This window comes from Acidobacteriota bacterium, assembly GCA_040756905.1.
Taxonomy (GTDB): Bacteria; Acidobacteriota; Aminicenantia; order JBFLYD01; family JBFLYD01; genus JBFLYD01.
In genome coordinates this window covers 1-22,419 of sequence record JBFLYD010000034.1, presented here as the reverse complement: position 1 = coordinate 22,419, position 22,419 = coordinate 1, and the positions used below count along the sequence as shown (strand labels likewise).

General features: G+C 34.9%; 22 protein-coding genes. 17 read left to right on the top strand and 5 right to left on the bottom strand.

From position 1 onward, the window contains the following. Positions 1-33: 33 nt before the first annotated feature. Genes AB1410_05075 through AB1410_05060 form a run of 4 tightly spaced genes read left to right on the top strand, consistent with a single transcriptional unit; the run spans position 34 to position 3,496 of the window. Positions 34-1,752, top strand: coding sequence for a succinate dehydrogenase/fumarate reductase flavoprotein subunit (locus tag AB1410_05075; GenBank protein ID MEW6456072.1), 1,719 nt, complete (start codon positions 34-36; stop codon positions 1,750-1,752). A 58-nt stretch (positions 1,753-1,810) separates the two neighbouring features. Then, the gene (gene sdhC / locus AB1410_05070; protein MEW6456071.1) at positions 1,811-2,257 is read left to right on the top strand and encodes a succinate dehydrogenase, cytochrome b556 subunit; all 447 of its coding nucleotides are present in this window, start codon (positions 1,811-1,813) and stop codon (positions 2,255-2,257) included. Between the two features lie 9 nt (positions 2,258-2,266). Beyond that, the gene (locus AB1410_05065; protein MEW6456070.1) at positions 2,267-2,638 is read left to right on the top strand and encodes a hypothetical protein; all 372 of its coding nucleotides are present in this window, start codon (positions 2,267-2,269) and stop codon (positions 2,636-2,638) included. A gap of 9 nt (positions 2,639-2,647) precedes the next feature. Continuing rightward, positions 2,648-3,496: a succinate dehydrogenase iron-sulfur subunit gene (locus AB1410_05060; protein ID MEW6456069.1), complete on the top strand. Its 849-nt coding sequence runs from the start codon at positions 2,648-2,650 to the stop codon at positions 3,494-3,496. A gap of 3 nt (positions 3,497-3,499) precedes the next feature. Here the strand turns inward: AB1410_05060 and AB1410_05055 are convergent, their stop codons facing one another. Both AB1410_05055 and AB1410_05050 read right to left on the bottom strand, forming a co-directional pair. Further along, positions 3,500-5,437, bottom strand: coding sequence for an aconitate hydratase (locus tag AB1410_05055; GenBank protein ID MEW6456068.1), 1,938 nt, complete (start codon positions 5,435-5,437; stop codon positions 3,500-3,502). A 77-nt stretch (positions 5,438-5,514) separates the two neighbouring features. Continuing rightward, a complete protein-coding gene (locus AB1410_05050) occupies positions 5,515-6,864 on the bottom strand; it encodes a glycoside hydrolase family 99-like domain-containing protein (protein ID MEW6456067.1) in 1,350 nt (449 codons plus the stop codon). A gap of 81 nt (positions 6,865-6,945) precedes the next feature. On the opposite strand from AB1410_05050, the gene AB1410_05045 reads away from it, so the two are divergent. From AB1410_05045 to hypE, 4 genes are all read left to right on the top strand, one after another. Next, the gene (locus tag AB1410_05045; protein ID MEW6456066.1) at positions 6,946-7,767 is read left to right on the top strand and encodes a hypothetical protein; all 822 of its coding nucleotides are present in this window, start codon (positions 6,946-6,948) and stop codon (positions 7,765-7,767) included. 10 nt (positions 7,768-7,777) lie between these two features. Then, on the top strand, positions 7,778-8,005 hold the full coding sequence (locus tag AB1410_05040) for a HypC/HybG/HupF family hydrogenase formation chaperone (protein ID MEW6456065.1): 228 nt from the start codon (positions 7,778-7,780) through the stop codon (positions 8,003-8,005). Then, complete coding sequence (gene hypD, locus AB1410_05035; GenBank protein ID MEW6456064.1) at positions 7,989-9,101, top strand: hydrogenase formation protein HypD; 1,113 nt, start codon at positions 7,989-7,991, stop codon at positions 9,099-9,101. The genes AB1410_05040 and hypD overlap by 17 nt, the downstream gene beginning before the upstream one ends. A 67-nt stretch (positions 9,102-9,168) precedes the next feature. Further along, a complete protein-coding gene (hypE, locus tag AB1410_05030) occupies positions 9,169-10,188 on the top strand; it encodes a hydrogenase expression/formation protein HypE (protein MEW6456063.1) in 1,020 nt (339 codons plus the stop codon). 5 nt (positions 10,189-10,193) lie between these two features. Here hypE and AB1410_05025 read toward each other — a convergent pair whose 3' ends face one another. Beyond that, positions 10,194-10,904: a glycosyltransferase family 2 protein gene (locus AB1410_05025; GenBank protein MEW6456062.1), complete on the bottom strand. Its 711-nt coding sequence runs from the start codon at positions 10,902-10,904 to the stop codon at positions 10,194-10,196. A 238-nt stretch (positions 10,905-11,142) separates the two neighbouring features. Between AB1410_05025 and AB1410_05020 the strand changes: the two genes are divergently transcribed. From AB1410_05020 to AB1410_04980, 9 genes are all read left to right on the top strand, one after another. Further along, entirely contained in the window at positions 11,143-11,868 is a 726-nt protein-coding gene (locus AB1410_05020; GenBank protein ID MEW6456061.1) for an outer membrane lipoprotein-sorting protein, read from the top strand. Continuing rightward, positions 11,865-13,073 (top strand): ABC transporter permease, encoded by a 1,209-nt coding sequence (locus tag AB1410_05015; protein MEW6456060.1) that lies wholly within the window; start codon positions 11,865-11,867, stop codon positions 13,071-13,073. The genes AB1410_05020 and AB1410_05015 overlap by 4 nt, the downstream gene beginning before the upstream one ends. Continuing rightward, entirely contained in the window at positions 13,066-13,251 is a 186-nt protein-coding gene (locus AB1410_05010) for a hypothetical protein (GenBank protein ID MEW6456059.1), read from the top strand. The genes AB1410_05015 and AB1410_05010 overlap by 8 nt, the downstream gene beginning before the upstream one ends. A gap of 108 nt (positions 13,252-13,359) precedes the next feature. Beyond that, positions 13,360-14,286, top strand: coding sequence for an FtsX-like permease family protein (locus AB1410_05005; protein MEW6456058.1), 927 nt, complete (start codon positions 13,360-13,362; stop codon positions 14,284-14,286). Between the two features lie 8 nt (positions 14,287-14,294). Further along, the gene (locus AB1410_05000) at positions 14,295-14,966 is read left to right on the top strand and encodes an ABC transporter ATP-binding protein (GenBank protein MEW6456057.1); all 672 of its coding nucleotides are present in this window, start codon (positions 14,295-14,297) and stop codon (positions 14,964-14,966) included. Then, positions 14,944-15,978, top strand: coding sequence for a hypothetical protein (locus AB1410_04995; GenBank protein MEW6456056.1), 1,035 nt, complete (start codon positions 14,944-14,946; stop codon positions 15,976-15,978). Before AB1410_05000 ends, AB1410_04995 begins: the two co-directional genes overlap by 23 nt. 111 nt (positions 15,979-16,089) lie before the next feature. Then, positions 16,090-16,671, top strand: a complete 582-nt coding sequence (gene lexA, locus AB1410_04990; protein MEW6456055.1) for a transcriptional repressor LexA — start codon at positions 16,090-16,092, stop codon at positions 16,669-16,671. 87 nt (positions 16,672-16,758) lie between these two features. After that, positions 16,759-17,982, top strand: coding sequence for a DNA polymerase IV (dinB, locus tag AB1410_04985; GenBank protein MEW6456054.1), 1,224 nt, complete (start codon positions 16,759-16,761; stop codon positions 17,980-17,982). 156 nt (positions 17,983-18,138) lie between these two features. Next, positions 18,139-18,768, top strand: a complete 630-nt coding sequence (locus AB1410_04980; protein ID MEW6456053.1) for a cob(I)yrinic acid a,c-diamide adenosyltransferase — start codon at positions 18,139-18,141, stop codon at positions 18,766-18,768. A 362-nt stretch (positions 18,769-19,130) separates the two neighbouring features. Here the strand turns inward: AB1410_04980 and AB1410_04975 are convergent, their stop codons facing one another. Both AB1410_04975 and AB1410_04970 read right to left on the bottom strand, forming a co-directional pair. Further along, positions 19,131-22,211 (bottom strand): efflux RND transporter permease subunit, encoded by a 3,081-nt coding sequence (locus AB1410_04975; protein MEW6456052.1) that lies wholly within the window; start codon positions 22,209-22,211, stop codon positions 19,131-19,133. Between the two features lie 9 nt (positions 22,212-22,220). Next, positions 22,221-22,373: a hypothetical protein gene (locus tag AB1410_04970; protein MEW6456051.1), complete on the bottom strand. Its 153-nt coding sequence runs from the start codon at positions 22,371-22,373 to the stop codon at positions 22,221-22,223. Between the last annotated feature and the right edge of the window lie 46 nt (positions 22,374-22,419).

The following is a 22,419-nucleotide window of genomic DNA, read 5'->3' as shown; positions in this document are numbered from 1 at the left end:
TTCAAATTTAATTATAAAATCCTGGAGGAAGAAATGGCGGATGTAATATCTCATGAAATACTCATACTTGGAACTGGAATTGCAGGTCTTAGAGCTGCTCTCGAAATAGCTAAATTATCCAATGATAAAACAGATATTGCATTAATATCTAAAATTCAAATAATGCGTTCCCATTCTGTTGCCGCAGAAGGAGGAACTGCTGCAGTTTTAAGACCTGAAGAGGGAGATTCTTTTGAGCTCCATGCCTGGGATACAGTAAAAGGCTCTGACTTTCTGGCAGACCAGGATGTGGCTGAAAGGTTTGTAAAAATTATGCCAGAAGAAATTATCCAGCTCGAACACTGGGGTCTACCCTGGTCTCGAAGAGAAGATGGAAGAATTGCCCAGAGGCCATTTGGTGGTCATTCTTATCCGAGAGCAACATTTGCAGCTGATAAGACAGGATTTTTCGAAATGCAAACTCTCTACGACACCCTTCTTAAATATTCGAAAATTTCAATCTATAATGAACTCTTCATAACATCAATTCTTGTGGAAGACAACAAATTTAAAGGTATCACAGGTATTGATATGAGCTCTGGAAAATTTGTTTTATTCAAAGGAAAAGCACTCATAATCGCCACTGGAGGTGCTGGAAGGATATATGGATTTACAACATACTCTCATTCTGTTACAGGAGATGGATTATCAATGGCATATCGAGCAGGGATTCCATTGAAGGATATGGAATTTATCCAGTTTCATCCAACAGGACTTGTTCCATCTGGAATTCTCATAACTGAAGCCACAAGAGGTGAAGGAGGTTACTTAATAAACAACAAAGGTGAAAGGTACATGGAAAAATATGCTCCTCAGAAAATGGAACTTGCTCCGAGAGATATCGTCTCCCGCTCTTCGATGACTGAAATTGAAGAAGAAAGAGGCTTCAAAGGCCCTGAAGGATTGGATTATGTCCATCTTGATTTAAGGCATCTTGGAGCTAAGAAAATAAATGAAAGACTTCCATTGATAAGAGAAATCTGCATTAAATTCGTTGGACTTGACCCGATTGAGGAACCAATTCCTGTAAGACCTGTTTCCCATTATTCTATGGGAGGAATTCATACTGACATAAATGGAAAAACTACCGCTGAAGGTATATGGGCAGCGGGAGAAACTGCCTGCGTATCTTTGCATGGATCGAATAGACTGGGAGCAAATTCCACCGCTGAATGTTTAGTCTATGGAAAGATAACCGGTGAAGAAGCATATAAATATACAAAAGAAAAATCAGAAATTCCAGAACCATCAAAATCTTTAGTGGAAAGAGAAGAAAAAAGAATTTTTGGTGAGATTTTAAACAAAAGTGGCAAAGAAAACCCATACAGAATAAGAAAAGAACTCAGAGAAACAATGGACAGCAATGTCGGTATTTTTCGGACAGGAGAGTCATTGAAAAAGGCTCTGGAAAAAATACATGAGTTAAAAGACAGGTTTAAAAATATATATTTAGGAGATAGAAATAAAATCTACAACACAGATTTAATAAGCGTTTTAGAGATAGAATTTATGCTCGATGTGGCAGAAATTGTTGTAGATGGTGCTTTGAGAAGAGAGGAAAGCAGAGGCGGACATGCAAGAAGAGACTTCACCAAAAGAGACGATGAAAATTGGCTGAAACACACTATGACTTATTTCACTCCTGAAAGACCCCGGTTCGAATACATTCCAGTAAACATAACAATGTGGCAACCGGTGGAGAGAAAATACTAATATAGTAAATAGTGAGCAGGGACCAGTGAAGAATAAACAGAGAAAGGAGATAATTTAAATGGAAAATTTACTAAAAAATAAGCAATACAACAATAAACTTGGAATAATTGGCTGGTTTTATGCGGGAAAATACCATATTGAAAGATATGCATACATTCTTCATAGAATTACAGGATTTGGTCTTATACTTTATCTCTTATTCCATATATTTGTAACAGGAGAAAGAGCAAAAGGAGAACAAGCTTGGAAAAACATAATGGATTTTCTTAACCAGCCATTGTTTAAATTCCTTGAATACTTAGTACTTGTTGCATTCTTATACCATGCAATAAATGGGTTTCGGTTGATCCTTACAGAACTTGCTATATTTCTTGGAAAACCAGCATCCCCAAAGTATCCATATGTTACCTCAATTAATCGACAGAGAATCTTATTCTTCATACTTATGATATTAGCAGCTATTCTGATTATTTTCTCTTCTTTGGAATTTTTTAAACTGATTTAGGAGAAAAAAATGAAAGAATCAACTCTATGGGCTATCCAAATTTTAACTGGCTTATTTTTAATATTCTTGCTCGCAATTCATATGGGACTCTTACATTTAGAGGAAATTTTTTCGTTTGTCTATCATATAATTCCTGGAACTGAAAAACCTGTTGACTGGTCTGCAGTTAAACAAAGGGGAAAAGAAGTCTCATTCCTTATAATTTATATCCTCTTTCTCGCCTTTGCTCTTTATCATGGTCTTTATGGCCTTAGGAACATTTTGATTGAAGCAATCTCAAGAAGAAAAATTGAGAGAATAATTACAGTTCTCTTCATAATACTTGGAATTTTTCTATTTATCTATGGAACCTGGGCAACAATTACCATATTCAGGATGTAGGAGGTCAGAATGGCAATCGAAAAAAATCAAGAAATTGTAGAAGCTAAAATAGTAAAATTTAAAGTTTTCCGGTTCAGCAGTGAAGAAAGCGATGAACCATCATTTAAAATCTACGAAATCCCTGTAAAAAAGGGCATGACCGTCCTCGACGGATTGATACACATAAAAGAGAACTTAGACTCAACTCTAAACTTCAGGTATTCATGCAGGATGGGAGTATGTGGCTCATGCGGGATGTTTATCAACGGTCTCCCTGCCCTTGGGTGTCACACACAGATATCACATCTTAACTCTGATATAGTTGAAGTAAAGCCTTTACCAAATTATTATGTGATAAGGGATATCGTTCCTGACTTCAATTCTTTATTTCAGAAACACAAATCAGTTAAGCCTTTCATCATAAGAGAACATATCGAAGAGTTAGGAAACCCAACCTCAGAATATTTCCAAACTGAAGAAGAGAAAGAATTAATCTCCCAGTTTACATATTGCATCAAATGCGGAGTGTGTTCCAGTGCATGTCCGACACTTGCAACAGATTCAGAATTTTTAGGTCCTCAGGCAATCTCTCAGGCATACAGATATTCAGCTGACACAAGAGATGAAGGATTTCTTGAGAGAATAAAGATTTTAGATAGTTCCCATGGATGTTGGAGATGCCATTTTGCTTCATCCTGTTCTCAAGTATGTCCCAAGGGGGTCGACCCTGCATTTGCTTCTCAGTTAATAAAACGGGAAATTCTTCTGATGAGATTCGGACTTAAGAAAAAAAGAAAAGGAGCTCCCATTACAACTCTAACCAAAGAAGTAAAAAGATTGGAAGAAATCCCTGAGCCCCCCAAAAGGACTCTCCGATAAATTTTAAGAAGCTCTTTTTTTCTTTATATATGAAAGTAAGCCACCAGCTCTGAGAACCTCTCTCTCCTTCTCTGTTAAGGTCCATACAACTTCAAACTCTGTTCCCTTTGTCTTGTTCTTAACTATAAGAGGCTTATTTTCATCTATTGATCTTATTACATTTTCGATATCGAGCCAGTCTCCTGTTTCTATCTTTTCATAATCAGAAGAATCTTTAAAAGTTAAAGGCAAGATTCCAAAGTTTATAAGATTAGCTCTGTGAATTCTTGCGAATGATTTTGAAATTACTGCCTTAACACCAAGATACATAGGAGCTAATGCAGCATGCTCTCTTGAAGAGCCCTGACCGTAATTCTCTCCACCCAGAATCACAGATGCCCCTGCTTCTTTTGCTTTCTTATAAAAATCTTTGTCAATTCTATAAAAAACATATTTTGAGATCTCAGGGATGTTTGACCTTAAAGGAAGAATTTCAGCTCCAGCTGGCATGATGTCATCTGTTGTAATGTTATCTCCTACTTTTAGTAATACCTCAATTGTAATTTTATCTTCAAGGGGTTTCCTCAATGGAACCTCTTTGATATTAGGACCCTTTATAACTTTTACAGATGAACGGTCTTCAGGAGGAGGTACAATTAAATTGTCATTAATCATATATTTCTCTGGTTCCTGAATCACAGGGATTTTTACTCCAGCATCTCTCGGGTCAACGATTTCTCCTTTCAAAGCAATAGCAGCGCATGTTAGGGGTGAAGCAAGATAAACTTTTGCATCCTGAGTTCCTGACCTTCCTTTAAAATTCCGATTAAAAGAACGAACTGAAACGCCCTCTGCAATCGGAGCTTGACCCATTCCAATACAAGGTCCGCATGCACTTTCAAGAACTCTCACGCCTGAACTGATTAAATCTGCAAGATCTCCCTCTCTTGCCATCATTTCAAGAACCTGTTTTGTTCCCGGGGAAATCGTAACCGAGACATCAGGATGAACAGTTCTTCCCTTTAGAAATAAAGCAACAGATTTCAATGCCTGATATGAAGAATTTGTACATGAACCAATATTAACCTGATTAACCTTCAGGCCTTTTATATCTTTTACTTTAACAACATTATCAGGTGAATGGGGTTGTGCAATCATTGGCTCTAATTCAGTTAAATTTAAAGTTATCTCCTCATCATAATGGGCATCTTTATCAGCTTTTAGTTCTCTCCAGATTCTTTCTCTTTTTTGAGCTTTTAGAAATATCTTTGTTCTCTCATCAGAGGGAAAGATCGATGAAGTTGCTCCAAGTTCAGCTCCCATGTTTGTTATTGTGGCTCTCTCAGGAATTGATAAAGTTTTAACTCCAGGACCATCATATTCAAATATTTTCCCAACCCCTCCTTTAACTGAAAGTCTTCTCAATAATTCCAAAATTATATCCATTGAAGTAACATAAGGTCTGTTCAATTCTCCTTCAAGCCATACTCTGACTACTTTGGGAACTTTTAATTCAAATGGCTCGCCTCCCATTGCAGAGGCTACCTCTAAACCTCCAACTCCAATTGCCAACGAACCGATCCCTCCTGCTGTGGGAGTATGAGAATCAGAACCAAGTAGTGTTGCTCCAGGAGCAGCAAATCTCTCTAAATGAACCTGGTGGCATATTCCATTTCCTGGCTTTGAAAAATATGCACCATACTTTGCAGCCACAGTTTGAAGATAAACATGGTCATCAGCATTTTTATTGTCAATCTGTAACATATTGTGGTCAACATAGGAAACAGCCAAGGAAACCTGAATTTTGTCTAAGCCCATTGCTTCAAACTGAAGGTAAGTCATTGTTCCTGTTGCATCCTGAGTGAGAACCTGATCTACCTTAATTAATGCAACTTCCCCAGTTTTTATACCTCCTTCGATGAGATGCTCTTCGAGAATTTTTTCTAATATATTTTTACCCATGATTCCCTCTCCTTGTTAAAATTAGATTATATTTAAGTCTATTGAAAATATTGAAATTTTGCAATTAACCATTATTTTTATTTTTTAAATATTTTAAACAATATGTCCAGAAAATCAAAGCCAAAATTATATCTATAAGGAAAGCCTCTTATAGAGCTTGCTTCAACAGAGGTTGTTTCATACCATTCATTAAAACTCGTGACAAATACAATTCCTTTTCCATTTGGAAGTTCATCTATTGCCTCTTTTGTTCTCTTCAAAAAATATTCAAAATCCTCTGGAGAATCACAAAAAAACTCTCCGTTCAGAGGTCTATCTTTAATATGATCATCATCATACTGAGGTTGAACTGGCCATATAAAATCAATAGGGTTTCCCATTACATTTCTTAAATTAGACACATATTTGAACCATTTTTTATAAATAGGTATTGCAATATCCGCAATTTCTTTTGTATTGGCTTCATCTCTATAATACATAGAATCGATCCCGATTCCATAACACCCAATTGCATCAAAATTTTTAATTCTTTTTTCTGCCTTGTCAAGGGCTATTGTATTAAATATTTCATCTCCGATAATGTATATTCTATAATCAAAGGCCTCCCTCACATCTTTTAGAGCCTTTTCATAATTTCCTTTAAAAACACGCGAAAGATAAAGCCATACAACAGGCTTTCCATCGATTCGAAAATAATCAATGTCATCAAAATATTTTTTACCTATATGGATTAAATCTGAGACAAATGTGTTGTAAACTATTTTATTATCAAAGTCATAAGCTTTTTCTATGCTATACTCATACTTCTGATGCATCCTTATTGCCTGATCATAAAAAATAAAATAACTCCCCCATGGACTTCTTCTAAGATAAATTTCTCTGAATAATCTCTCATCCTGGAATTTTTTTTCAACAAATTCCTTTTTGATTGACTCGATAATCATTAAAAGTCTTTTATCTATATCATATTCAGTATAAATTTTATCCCCAGATACATCTGAAGGATGGGGACCTGTCCATTCGAGGGCTAAAACATCTATCCCTCCCCTTTTTGCCTGTGCTAAATGTTTTGAAATTACAACTGAATTAGATGTATCGTATGGCCCGATGTAAGGCTCAGCTTTTGTCTGAACGAAATTTTTTTCCCTCCACCATGGATAATAAAAAGCTCCAACCAGTATACTTGTGGCATTATCATTTTCAGAACAAATATTGTTTATAGAAGTTTGCTGAATTCTTCTTTGAAATTCATTGTCAATAAGAGAGCAATCCTCTAACTCATGACAAGAAGAATGATAACCAGTATAAGAATCCTTGCCAATAGGGTAAAAGTTTTGTGTAACAGCAATTACTCCTAAAAAAAGTAAAACATGCTTTAACAGGATAATTTGATTTTTTTTAAAAAATTTTGTCTTTTTAGCCGCCATAAAATTATTATACCTTCTTAATTTAAAATTGATAATTTTCCAATAATAATGTATAAAAAATAGTTAGACTTAGGAGGAAAAATGAAAGTATTCAAAAAATTTTTGTTTATAGCAGCTTTTCTATTAATAATTACTGCTTTTTCATCAGCAGGATGGAAAATACAACAGGTCTCTTACATTGAAGGAGAAGAAGAAAAGACCACAGAGACATTTTTAATTTCCCAAGGAAAAATTAAATTTTTATCAGAAGATTATGTTCAGATTATCGATTCGGAGAAACAATTGATATTCTTTCTTAATCCTGAAAAAGAACTTTATTATGGCGGAACTATTGATGAGTTTAAAAAAGAATGGCAGGAATACCTAAATGAGTTGAAAAAAGAGATGGAGGAATATAAAGCTCAATTTGAGAAATATTTAAGAGAACAGAAAACAGCTACCTCAAAAAAGATACAGGAAAAGCCTCAGATGAAACCAAAAGTTGATATAAAATCAACGAATGAAATGGCTTCAATTGCTGGGTTTAGAACTTTGAAATTTCAGGTTTTTGAAGATGGAAATCTAAAAGAAGAGGTATGGATTGCACCTGATACTGGTATTGAAAAAGAATTCAGCATGCAAAAATTTTTCGAACTGATAGTGAAAGTTTTCAGTTCAATTGCTAAAACTTTTACAACGGAAGAAATACCCCTTTACGATGAAACTGATGAATACTTAAACTTATTGTCGAAAGGATTTCCATTCAGAACAATTACTTACTATGATACTTCAAAACAGATAGAAGAAATAACAAAAGCAGAGAAGCTAAACATTCCTGACTCAGAGTTTCTTCCGCCTCCTGGATACAAAAAAGTTACCCTCAAAGAGGCAATCAAACTTGAATCAGAAGATATAGAATTTTAAAAAAAGAAAAATGTGTCTTGGAATTCCTGCTAAAGTAATTGAATTATCTTCTCCTGAAAGGGGAAAAGTAGAGATAATGGGAGTTCGAAGGGAGGCGAACTTCTCACTGGTTGAAGATGTGAAAGTAGGAGACTGGGTTATCCTTCATGTTGGGTTCGCCATATCAAAACTTGATGAAGGTGAAGCAGAAGAAACACTGAAATTAATCCAAGAAATTGAGAATGCTGGAAAATCTTAGAAATAAAAAACTAATCAAATATTACCTGAAAGAGATTTCCAAAAAAACCGAAAAAATAAAATATCCTTTAAAAATCATGGAAGTTTGCGGAACTCATACTGTTGTGATCTATAAATATGGTTTAAGGAAAATACTTAAGGATTTATCCATCGATATGATTTCCGGCCCTGGCTGCCCTGTTTGTGTTACTCCAAATGAGATTATCGAATCTGCCATATCAATCCTTGAAAGAGAAAATTTCATCCTCGCTACTTTTGGAGATATGACAAGAGTTCCCACAAGAAAAGGCTCAATGCAGGATTTCTCTCCAGAAAAAGGCTCGATAAAAAAAATCATCTATTCTCCAGAAGAGGCTATCGAGCTCTCTGAAAAATACCCAAAAAAAGAGGTTGTATTTTTCGGAGTCGGGTTCGAAACCACAATTCCATCGATAGGTTGGACTGTTAAGAAAGCAAAAGAAAAAAACTTAAAAAATTTTTCAGCTTTAACCGCCCTTTGGCTTATCCCTCCCCCATTAAAAGCTCTTGTTTCGTCAGATGAGATAAGAATTTCCGGTTTTTTATATCCAGGACATGTAAGCGCTATAATTGGCACTGAGCCATACAGATTTATCCCAGAAGAATATCACATTCCAGGAGCAATAACTGGATTTGAACCATGTGATGTCCTAATGGGCATTGATTCAATACTTACTCAAATAATTAAAAACAGGCCCAGTGTGGATATTCAATATAAAAGAGTTGTAAGAAAAAATGGGAATGAAAAAGCAAAAAAATTAATGGGAGAAATGTTTGAAGAAAAGGACACAATCTGGAGAGGGCTTGGGTTAATAAAAAGAAGCGGGCTTAGATTGAAATCTCTCTATTCAGATTTTGATGCTGAAAAAAGATTCAATATAAATATAAAACTTTCATCCGCTGACCTTCCAGGTTGTAAATGTGGAGAAGTGATCAAAGGAATTATCTCCCCTGAAGAATGCCCCCTCTTTTCAAAGATATGCAATCCAGATTCACCAAAAGGTCCCTGCATGGTCTCCTATGAAGGAGCATGCCTCTCAAGCTATAAATATAGAAAAACAATGTTAAGCAAGGGATAAGCAGAAAAAAATAAAAGATGAAATCTATAAAAATATAGCGACTTTTTAATGTAATAATAAATAAAAAATGGTGAGAACAAAACTAAAAAGTAAAAAGGAACGAACAGTCCCCCTTGAGCTTGGCTCAGGAGGGAAATTGATGAGAAAATTCCTCAGAGAAGACATCCTTAAAAACTTTTCCTCTAAGATTCTCAAAAGGATGGATGACTCTGCTATCTTTTCAATTAATAATCAAATTGCATTCACAACAGATTCATTTGTAGTGGACCCAATATTTTTTCCCGGCGGAGATATTGGCAGATTAGCTGTGTTTGGAACAGTAAATGACCTTGTGGTTTCAGGAGCAGAACCTAAATATTTATCTCTTTCTCTGATACTGGAAGAGGGCTTTCCATGGAAAATCCTAAAAAAAATCTTAAAATCAATCAAAGAAGCATCAAAAGAAGCAAAAATTGAAATTGTCACAGGAGACACAAAAGTAGTAAGAAAAGGGCAAGCAGATGGAATATTCATAAATACAGCGGGAATTGGCAATGTAATTTCGAAGCCATCACCAGAAAATATCAAAATTGGAGATAAAGTAATTTTAACAGGAAATTTAGGCGAACATTCGATAGCAGTTCTCATCGCAAGAGAAGAATTCCATCTTGAAGGAAACATAAAAAGTGATTGCGCTCCTCTGAATTTCCTTCTTCCTCTCTGGAATAGCCGTGCAAAATGGATGAGAGATATAACAAGGGGTGGCCTTGCAACATGTCTTTATGAACTCACTGAGTTAATTCCCTACTCCATTTATATCTATGAGGAAAAAATAAGGCTTTCTGATTTTGTTAAAGGAGCTACTGAATTACTTGGGATTGACCCTCTATACCTTGCCTGTGAAGGAAGAGCAGTTATAATTGTAGAAGAAGAAAAATCTGATGATGTTCTAAAATATTTAGAAAGTAATCCACTGGGAAGAGAAGCTGAAATCATTGGCGAGATATCTGAAAGAGGAGAAAAGGGAGAACTTCTTTTTGAAACTCTAACAGGAGGAATAAGGCTTTTGGAGCCTCTAACATATGAACTATTGCCGAGGATTTGTTAACGAATCTATAATTTCTTAACCCTGTATTTTAAAATATACCATAAAGCTAAAAGACCATCTTTCCATGTGATTTTTTTCCCCTCTGAATAGTTTCTTCCATAATAAGAAATTCCGACTTCATAAACTCTCGCCTTTAATTTTGAAACTTTCGCTGTAATTTCAGGTTCAAACCCGAATCGATTCTGCTCAATCTTTATTCTTTTTAAAACCTCTGCGCGGAAAACTTTATAACCTGTTTCCATATCTGTCAGGTTAAGGTTTGTCATCATGTTTGACAATAATGTCAGAATCCTGTTTCCCATATAATGCCAGAAAAATAATACTCTATGTGCCTCACTTCCTACAAACCTTGATCCATAAACAACATCAGCCTTTCCTTCCAAAATAGGACTTAAAAGCTTCGGATAATTAACAGGATCATATTCCAAATCAGCATCCTGAATTATAACTATATCTCCATTTACATGTTCTAAAGCAGTTCTTATCGCAGCACCTTTCCCCATATTTTTTGGATGAGATATAACTTTTAAATCTGGAATTTTCTCTTTTAAATTTTCAAGAATCTCTCCGCTTCTGTCAGTAGAACCATCATTGATAGCTATTATTTCTTTTTTGTATTTTGTTTGATGGACTCTTCTTATTATTCTTTCGATTGTTCTTTCTTCATTAAAACAAGGAATTATTATTGAAATTAGACCATTGCCATTTTTTTTCATTCAGGTTCTTTTTTTTGATTCTTTTTAAAATCTTTTATCATCACTTCATCAATCCTTCTCTATATCATAAATTTTTATTAATATTATATAAAAAAAATTCAATGTCAAATTAAAAACCTAATTTGACATTCTATTTCTACTTTAATAATATGAAATATAAATAAAACCTTTTTAAAAAGGAATTTTTCTATTTTTGATTAACATTAATGTCTAAGAATAAACTTTCATAAGGAAGCTTATGAAAAAAATATCTTTTTTATTTTTTCTTTCTTTCAATTTGATCGCACAGGATGCCCAGGAAATCATCAAAAAGACTGAGCAAGCTCTTAGAGGAGAAAGCAGTGCAGGAGAGATGAAGATGACCGTTGTTAAAAAAAATTGGACAAGAGAATTGAGATTTAAATTCTGGGAAAAAGGAAAAAAAAAGACTCTGGTTGTAATTTTAGAGCCCGCTAAGGAAAAAGGAATAGCCACACTGAAAATAGATAAATACATATGGAATTACCTGCCATCGATAGAAAGAACCATAAAACTACCTCCATCTATGATGAGTCAGAGCTGGATGGGCTCACACTTCTCAAACGATGATTTGGTTAGAGAAAGTTCTCTTGCATCAGATTATAATGCAACACTTGCCAAACTGGACTCTGAAAAATATTACATCGAGCTTATTCCAATGACATCTGCGGTAGTTATCTGGGGAAAAATCGAAATTGAAATAGACAAAAAAACCTTTCTTCCATTAAGAGCTGTTTATTATGATGAGAAAGGTGAAAAAATAAGAAGTATTGTCTATTCAGGCATAAAAAAAGTAGGTAATAGAAGCTTCCCTTTTTTATGGTCTCTATATCCTGAGAAAACTCCTGAGGAAAAAACAGAGGTCGAGATTCTTAACATAAAATTTGACATCTCCATTCCTGATAAAATATTCACCCTCAGGTATTTGAAAGAAATTGAGAAATGATCCTTAAACTTGCATGGAGAAATATATGGCGCCAAAAAAGAAGAACATGGATTCTTATCACAGCTGTTACCATAGGATTTTTTGGGCTGTTTTTTTTCATGGTCATAACAGAAGGTGCTGTAAAACAAGCAGTAAAAAATATAATCGATTCAGGAATAGGGCATATTCAGATTCACAGACAGGGATATTTAAAAGACCCTGAAGTGAAAAAAATTATAAAAAATCCTGATTCTGTCATAGATAAATTAAACTTCCCAGAAATTGAATTGATATCAAAGAGAGTAAACCTTCAGGGAGTCCTTTACTCTCCCCAGGAAACTTCTCCTGTCCAGGTGATAGGAGGAGTCTTAGAAAAAGAAAAACTCCTCACTAAATTTGAGGAATATATTGTAGAGGGGGATTTTCCCAAGGCTGAAAGCGAAATTCTAATTGGAAATAAACTCGCAGAGATATTAGATGTAAAACTCAACGAAAAAGTTGTGCTCAGCAGTTCAGATATAAATGCTGAGATATCTTCTTATGCTTTTAGAGTTGGAGGTATATTCAAATCCCCTTCAATGGAAGTAAATAAATTTATAGTTTTGATAGATATTACTGCGGCATCTAAAATAAGCAGTTATAAAAATATGGCAAATGAAATAGTAATAAGGTTAAAGGAGGAGAAATTTATTCCAGATACTCTGAATAAAATTAAAGATATATTAAATTCTGAATATGAGGTTCTAAGCTGGGGAGATGTGAACCCATCCTTAAAATACCAATTTGAAGTCCTCAGTAAATCAATGCTTCTCTTTGGTTTTATCATACTATTCGGAGCATCTTTCGGAATTATGAATGTATTTTTTATGTCAATTTTTGAACGCATGAGAGAATTTGCAATCTTAAGAGCAATGGGACTTAAGCCATTTCAATTAAAAAAGTTAATTGTGTTAGAAGGAATTCTTATCGGGCTTATCTCAATTATAATAGGCTCTTTTCTCAATTCTTTCCTTTATTTATACTTATCGTTTAAAGGTCTTAACCTTTCAGTTTTTGCAAGAAGCCTTGAGATGTGGGGATCCGGTTCTATTATCTATCCAAGTCTAAGTTTTGAAAATTCTATGGGGCTTATATCATTAGTTATAATAGTTGTGTTTCTATCAATAATATTACCAGCGAGAAAATCAGCAAAAATAATCATTACAGAGGCTCTTAGATATGTTTAAAATCTCTTGGAGAAATATCTGGAGAAACAAAAGAAGGACAATCCTGACCATAAGCGCTATCTTGTTTTCTGTTTTTTTACTCAATGGGATGATGAGTATGCAGGAAGGAACATATTCAAGACAGCTTGAAATAACTACAAAAATCTGGAATGGGAAAATCAGGATTTTCGCTGAATGATATTTTGGAAACGAATCTTTAGCAAAAAATTTTGTTTTCTCAGAAAATCTTATAAAAAAGCTTAATTTTATCGGAGAGAAATGGACTGAGAGAATTGATGGATTTGCTTTGGTAAATTTCAAAGATAAAACCTATGGAGCTTCTATTACCGGAATTGATGTAAAAAGAGAGATTGAAACAACAGATTTTAAACATAAAATAATTAAAGGAAGATTTCTCGAAATTGATGAAGAAAACACAGCTCTTGTTGGAGCTAAATTAGCAGAAAATTTGAAATTAAACATAGGAGATGAAGTGGCAGTGGTCGCTCAGGGAAGAGATGGCTCGATCGGTGCAAAGCTTTTAAGAGTTGTTGGAGTAATTAACACAGGAATGATTGATTTAGATAGGTCTAAAATCATTACAAGCATTCTCTCTGCTGATGAGTTGTTCTCAATGGGTGGAAGAGTCACGACGATAGTAATTTATTTTCCCGAGGGAAAAGTAAAGCTTAACAAAGCAAAAGATAAAATCAAATCAATTTTAAGTGATGGTAACTTTGAGGTTCTTGATTGGAAGGAGATTATGCCAGAGCTTTTAGAACTTATAGAATTCGACAGGGTTTCAGGTTATCTAATGTATGCTCTTTTAATCATAATTATCGCTTTCGGGCTTCTTAATACAATTTACATGTCAATTTTTGAGAGAAAAAAAGAAATAGCTGTCTTAAGAGCAATTGGAATGAAGGCCTTTAAAATAGGAAGGATGATAATTCTTGAATCTTTATTGATGTCCACTATAGGTTCTGCTGCAGGATTTGTATTTTCTTATCCTATAATTCTCTACTTCAAGTTAAATCCAATAAAACTCTCAAAAAAAATAACTGAAATATACGAATCCTATTCCTGGGTGCCTGAACTCCATTTTAAACTATCTTTTGAAGTGATGGCATACATAACCGCCGCAATACTTTTCATATCAGTAGTGATGGCTATTTTTCCTGCAATAAAAGTTTCAAAAGAAGAGCTCGCAATTCAACTTAAATTTGAAAAATAAGAGGAGATATGAGGATTATAGAGACTTTTAACCTTTGCAAGTATTACCACGATGGGGGAATTATAAAAGCGATCGATGGAGTAAACCTTAAGATTGACGAAGGAGAATTTACCTCAATAGTTGGACCATCTGGGTCTGGAAAAACTACTCTCTTAAACCTTCTTGGAGGAATAGACAAACCAACTGAAGGAAAAGTTATTCTAAATAGGGTAGATATTTCTTCTCTTCCAGAAAAAAAACTTTCTGAGATAAGGCTTAATAACCTTGGGTTTGTCTTTCAATCTTTTAATCTTATTCCTGTACTTACTGCATTCGAAAATGTTGAATTTGTGCTAATCCTTCAAGGAGTTGAAAAAAAAGAAAGAAGAAAGAGAGTTCTAAAAGCATTGAAAGATGTTGGGTTGGAAGAGCTTGCCCACAGACGCCTCACAAAACTGAGTGGAGGAGAACAGCAAAGAGTAGCTGTCGCAAGAGCAATAATAGGAGAACCAAAAATAGTTCTTGCAGATGAACCGACAGCAAACTTGGATTCTGAAAATGTCATGATTCTCATTGAGCTAATGAAAAAACTTAATGAGGAGAAAAACATCACTTTCCTTCTTTCAACCCATGATGAAAGAGTAGTCAAAATGACAAAAAGGGTGATAAAGCTTTCGGATGGTAAAATCATACAAAGCTAAATGTATTTTTCTATTAATTTTTGCTCCCTGTCTTTATTCTTCAATATCAGGTTATTTTAAAGTAAATTCGTTTTATTTAAATTATTCGAATGAGTTTTCTTCCATTCAGCTTTTAAGATTTAGACTGAAAATTGAAAAAAGCTGGAACTCTTTTTCATTCAAACTCCATTCTGAAACAAATGCTCTAAATGGAAGCGAAAAATTCTACTCTCTTTTTACAGGAAGCCTCTTAGAGGAGCTCAATCCTTTTTATCTTTACAAAGGGAATCAACTTAAAGTTTATCACTTCTTTGACAAACTCTCTCTAAGTTATAAAACAGAAAAATTCATTTTCGGAATGGGAAGAGAAAGAATTCCATGGGGAAAGGCTAAGCTTTTTTCAGTTCTCGATATGTTTAATCCATACAACCCTTTCTCCTTAGAAAAAGAAGAAAAACAAGGCGTTAATTCTCTAAGAATTCAATATTATTTTACCGGGTTTTCCTGGGTAGAAAGTGTTTATGTTAGAAGGAATGGAAGAAATTATTATGGAAGTGCAGTATTCTTCTCAAGTGGACACACTGACATAAACTTTTGTATATTTTCAATAACTGGAGAGATGATTTATGGCGCTGCTTTTGAAGGAAGCAAAGGAAGGTTTGTTTTTAGAGGAGAACTGGCAGTCAAAAAAGAAAAAAAATCATTAATGAGTGACCTTTCGATAGGAGCAGATTACCAGCTGAGCTCAAAAATTTATTTAATTGGAGAATACTTCTCTTCCGACGGATCAGAATTGTATCCCAAAGGAAAAGTATTCGTCATAATTGGAGATTACCAAATCTCAGCTTTATCAAGAATTCAATTCGGTTATTTTAATACATCACCGGGTAACGGAAATTTTCTTTTTTTAAGATTTTCTTATGACATATCAAAAAATTTAGATACACACATTGGTTTTCTTTATTCCAAAGCAGGTTCAAGTGCATGGCAATTTCCAAAAATTGCCTATGCCGGCATCTCATTTTTCTATTAACCTGACCTTTTTAGAATTTTCTTTTCATTCAGAATTACTCACTTGACAAACTTGAATTGAGGAATTATATTGTATATGGAGAACAAAAAGAGAACGAACAGGAGGGAAACGATGATCTCCAAAAAACAGAAAAGAGTCCTCGATGCTATCGAGGAATTCCTCACAAAAAAAGGCTACTCTCCTTCTATAAGGGAGATAGGAAAAGAGCTGGGGTTAGCCTCTCCATCCACAGTGCACAAGCATATTGTTTCTCTTGAAAGGAAAGGATTCATAAGAAGAGGGGAGGAAGGAGTGGAATTAATTCTAAAGAGGCCTCATCTCTCAATACCCCTTGTTGGCCTTGTCCCAGCAGGAAACCCTGAGAAAGCTTTTGAAAACCTGGGAGAAACAGTTGAGATACCATCCTTTTTCTCCCCTGAAAGAAAAGAGCTTTTTGCCTTAAAGGTAAAAGGTAAAAGTATGATCGATGCTTACATCGATGAAGGAGATATCGTAATAATAGAGAAAAGCTCAATAGCCCAATCAGGAGAGATGGTAATAGCCAGCCTTGAGGATGGAAGTGTTACCCTTAAAAGGTTAAAAAAGGAAAACTCTTCAATATACCTTGTTCCTGAAAACCCTGATTATCAACCAATAAAGGTGGAGGAACTGAGAGTGCTTGGAAAAGTGGTTGGAGTTCTGAGGAAATATTAATTTCAAAGGAAACGGAAATCATTTAAGACAGAGAGGCCAGGTACTGCCCTTAATGATGGGTGGTAGAGGATGAAAGAGAGGTAAACGATGAAAAATAAATGGATTCTCCATCTCGACATAGACTCGTTCTTTGCCTCTGTTGAAATTCTCCAGAACCCTTCCTTAAGAGGAAAACCAGTTGTAGTCGGAGGGATGCCATACGAGAGGGGGGTTGCTTCAACTGCCTCTTATGAAGCAAGAAAATATGGTGTTCATTCCGGTATGCCGCTGAAAAAAGCCTATGAGCTATGCCCTAATTGTATCTTTTTAAGGGGAAGCTATCATCTTTACAAAGAATTCTCTGAAAAATTCTTCTCGCTTCTTTCAAGGTACACTCCTGACATAGAAGAGGCATCTTTAGATGAAGCCTATCTTGATTTAACTCACTGTAATCTTCTTTATCCCTCAATTCCATCCCAGGCTAAAAAAATAAAAGAAGAGGTAGAGAAAGAACTCAAGATAGGAATCTCAGCTTCCTTAGCTTCTAATAAACTTCTTGCAAAGCTAGGGACATCAAAAGCTAAACCAGGGGGTTTCATCTATATAGAGCCAGGAAAGGAGGTGGAGTTTCTAGGAGAACTAACAATAGATAAACTCCCTGGAATAGGGCTAAAGACTCAGATGATTTTCACTATGATGGGAGTTGACAGGATAAAAGACCTCTGGGAGATATCTAAAGAAACTTTAAAAAGTCTTTTTGGAATCTCAGGTTACGAGATATTTTTCCAGTCAAGAGGAATTGATGAGAGGATTGTGGAAAGAGAATTCATCCCGAAATCAATGTCAAGAGAGACAACGTTTTTAGAAGATTTATGGGACAGAGAAATGATTTTAGCTCATTTTGCATATCTCTCTGACAGGTTAGCTTCCTCTTTGAGAGAAGAAAGCCTATCTTCCTTTACGGTAGAAATCAAAGTCAGGCTTTCAGATTTTACAACCTATACAAGAAGACAATCTCTCATCTCTCCCACACAGGATATGTATAAAATTTATGAAATTGCAAAGAAGCTTTATTTAAAAAATTTTTACTCCTCCCCTTTCCCTCTGAGGCTTGTTGGAGTGAGAGCTTCTGACCTCGTTAGAGAGATAAATCTTCATCTTTTTGAAGAAAATTTCCTGAAAAGAGAGAACCTTATGAAATCACTGGACACTGTGAGGAGGCGTTTCGGGTTTGGCTCGGTCATTACAGCAATTGAAAGCAGACTTGAAGAAATATATGAATTTGAACAAAGAAGAGGCTTCACCCTTAAAACCGCCTCTCTTACAAAGTAAGGATAAATGAAGTTTCTCTAAACGGAGAAACTGTTATTCTTGTCGTAAAAGAAAAAAGAGGCTATAAAAACTTCTGATCTTGCTCTTAATGGAAAAATTTTTTGGGAGAAGATCTTTTATTCATAGGGATCTCAAAAAAGGAAAAAAAGAATTTTTTTGAAGAGAGAGATTTTTTTTCAAAATTTTTTTCTTTACTCAAAGAAAAAAAATAAATATCATTGGAGAATGGCTAAAAAAATAGCAAAAAATAAAAGCCTGACCCCATTTAAAGGATACATACAGGTATACACTGGGAATGGCAAGGGAAAAACTACAGCTGCTATTGGATTGGCACTTAGAGCTGCCGGAAATGGATTGAGAAGCTATATCGGCCAATTCATGAAGGGACAGAAATATGGAGAGTTAAAATCTATAAAATCTTTTAAAAAATTTATAACTATTGAACAGTTCGGGAAAAAAAGTTTCATTCATGTAAAAAAATTACCAAATAAAGAAGATGTTGAAATGGCCAAAAAAGGACTGGAAAAATGTGAGAATGCAATGCTCTTGGGAGAATATCAGATAATAATTCTGGATGAGATAAATGTGGCAGTTTATTTCAACCTTTTAAAGGAAAAAGATGTTATCAACTTTTTAAAAAAGAAGCCAGAAAATGTTGAAATAATTCTAACTGGAAGATATGCACCTAAATCTTTTATAGAAATAGCTGACCTTGTAACTGAAATGAAAGAAATTAAACATTATTATTCGAAAGGGATTAAAGCCAGGACTGGAATTGAAAAATAGTCAAGTTTTTATAAAGAGACCTCTGAAAAAGTCCATCTGCTTCGTTGCAGCCTCAGCTTTATCGCTCCAACGTACAGAAAGTACGCCTCCGCTCAAAGCTTCCCTGCGCCTTCCATCTGGAGCTTTTTAAGAGGTCTCTTATATATCTACAATATGAAGTATCAAACTAATACAAATGCACTAAATAATGTTACATGTAGGGCAAGGCTTTAGCCTTGCATCAAGCAACCCCCGAATCAACCCATGAAACGAGTTCAGGGCAAGGTTCGGGGAAAGGTTGCCCTACATTTATATTAATGCGTTTGCTTTAGAAAATTATTTTGTTGATTCATAATTACTTTTTCAGAGACCTCATAAACTTATTATTCCTCTTTTCTTTTAAACTCCCTTGTAAATAAGTCATAAACAATCGGAAGAATAAAAAGAGTAAGTAGAGTTGTTGTCAACAACCCAGAACCAATCGTTAATCCTAAAGGAACTCTCATCTCTGAACCTTCTGACCTTGAGAAAACCATCGGAACTGTTCCAAGAATTGTAGTAAATGAGGTTATCAAAATAGGTCTCAATCTTACACTTGCTCCATGCACTATCGCATCAAATTTTTTCATACCTGACCTTCTAAGCCTATTGATATAATCAATCATTACTATTCCATTGTTTACAGCAATTCCAGCAAGCATAACATATCCCATAAGAACAGGAAGATTTATATTTCTTCCAGCAATTAAAAGTCCAAGCACAACTCCTATCAAAGAAAGAGGAATTGTAAACATAATAATAAAAGATTGGGTAAAACTCTCAAACTGAGCAGCCATTATCATGTATGTAATTAGAGTGGCAAGTAAAAATACCCAGACCATGGTTTTGAAAGCCTCGATCATATCATCATACTGACCGCCGTACTCGATAAAATACCCAAATGGCAATGTTTTCTCTATTGGCTCAACTCTCTTTTTTATTTCCTTAACTATCTTTCCAAGACTTCCACCAATGTAGTTCGATTGAATTGCTATCTTCCTTACCTGATTTTCTCTTTCAATTCTGACAGGACCCTCGCTTTTTTCAAGGTATGCCACCTCACTCAAATAAATCTTTTTCCCAAATGGAGTCATGATTGGAAGAGTTAAAATCTCTCTTATATTGTTTCTATCTTCCTCTCTCAATTTTACTCTTACATCAATCTCCTCTCCTCCTGATTTATACCTTGTTGATAGTTTTCCTAATGTTGATGTCTCAAGCACTGAGGCCACATATGCCACTTTTAAACCTAACCTTGAAGCCTTTTCTCTATCAATTCTTATTCTAAACTCAGGTTTTCCTTCTTCCATCGAAACCTTTATATCCCTTAATTCTTTTATTCCTTCCAATTTAGTTCTTATAAGTTCAGAATACCTTTGCAGAACAGGAATATCTTCTCCATAAATATTTATCTCTATCGGACTCATAGAACCACCCATGAACATTGTTCCCAAGTCAATTGCCTCCATTTCTACATTCCTGAAATGGGGGATTTTATTTCGGAGTTTTTCCAGGATTTCCTCTGCGCTTAAATCTCTTTGCTCCCGACTTATCAATCTTACAAATAATGAACCCTCATGGGGTCCAGATGGAGTAAACTCGCTGTAACCTATATCCTGCTCATTAACCCCAACTTCAGCTATTAAAGTCTCAATTGTTTTTTCCTTCAAAGATTTTATCTCCATCTCTGATACAACTCTATCTGTCTCATCGATGTTTGTTCCAACAGGTAATTTTATTTTTAAGAAAAGCATACTTCTATCCACTTTTGGCATGAATTCAGTCCCTACGACTAACACAAGCAAAATTGAAATTATGAATAAAATTAGTACTCCGCCTAAAACTTTCAATTTATTTTTTAAAACTTTCTCCAGAAGCTTTGAATAAAACTTCTTCATCCTTATAAATTGCTTCTCACCGAATTTCCGTTCGTATTCTTCTGGCTTTATCTCTTTTTTGAATAGAACTGAAGCAAGCATTGGAACTATGGTAATCGCGACAAAAAGAGAGGAAAAAAGTGAAAATGAGATTGAAAGAGCCAGAGATCTTGAAAGTTTCCCAACCAATCCAGTTCCAAATACCATCGGAAAAAATACTCCTATCGTGGTCAAGGTAGAAGCAGTAATTGCCATTCCTACCTCAGAGGCACCAAAAATTGCAGCTTTTTCCCTTGGCTTCCCCTCTTCTAAATGTCTGAATGTATTTTCTATTACAACGATTGAATTATCAACCATCATTCCCACGCCCAGGGCAAGGCCAATCAAAGTAAAAAGATTCAAAGTGTATCCTGCTAAATAGAAAGCTATAAAAGTGGCGATAATTGAAAGGGGAATAGCGAGTCCTATAATCAAAGTGGGCCTCCAGTTTCTTAAGAATAGAAGTATAAATGATATCGCTAACAACCCTCCAACGAGTGCATTTGAAGTAGTTCGAGATGCCATCAGCTTTATGAACTCCGAAAAATCCATTACTACATGAAATTTCACATTTTCAGGAAGAGTTTTTTTAATTTCTTCAAGCTTTTTATTTACTTCATTAACAATTTTCACAGTGTTTGCACCTGAATTTTTTTGAATAAACATCACAACACCGCTTTTTCTCATTATTCTTGCTATGTATCTTGATTCCCTGTAACCATCCTCCACAGCTGCAACATCTCCAAGGTATGTGGGTTTTCCCTCCTGAGAAATTCCAACTATGGTTTTCTTTATATCTTCTAAATTGTTAAATTCACCAAGGGTTCTTAAAACATATTCATGGTGATTTTCTTTTATAAAACCAGCTGGAAGGTTCAAGTTTTCCAATCTCAATGAATTTATGATCTGATCAAGAGTTAATAAACGACTTTCCATTGCAAATTTATTTATCAATATGTTTATTTCTCTTAGTTTTGACGAAAATGCTTGGGCAGAAGCAACTCCATCTATTCTTTCCAGTCTTTCAGCCACATTTTTCTCAATTAATTTTTGGAGATCTCTTTCATCCATTTCCCCTGTAATTCCATAAAAAAGCACAGGGAAATCTGCCATATTGAATTTAAGTACCAATGGGTCAGATGCATTCTCAGGCAGGAATTTTTTAAAAAGCCCAATTCTTTCTCTTATATCCTGAGCAGCAAAATCAAGGTTGGTTCCCCACTCAAAATCAACCATAATCAATGATAGACCTTCTTGAGATATTGACCTTACTTTTTTAACGTTTGTTACCGAACTCACCCAGCCTTCAATTGGCTTTGTGATGAGAGATTCCATATCCTCTGAAGAGACCCCTTGATATTGAGTTATGATTGAAACCTGAGGGAATTCAATATCTGGGAATAGATCTAAGCCAAGGTTTGTGAATGAAATAATTCCAACCACAACAACGATTAATATCAGCATTGTTGTGGTAACTTTTTTCTTTACAGAAAATTCAGGAATGTTCATATACCCCTCCTATTCAATTATTTTAATTAATTTTCCTTCCTCAAGAGTATAATTTCCTTCTACAACAACTGATTCTCCCTCACTGCATATTCCGATGAATCTGGCCACTGATTCTGATTGAAACCGGCCACCTGTCGGAGCGAAGTGACGCTGAATTTTCATTATACCTCAGAGTGGCTGGATTGAGTCAAGGATGACTTTCTTTTCC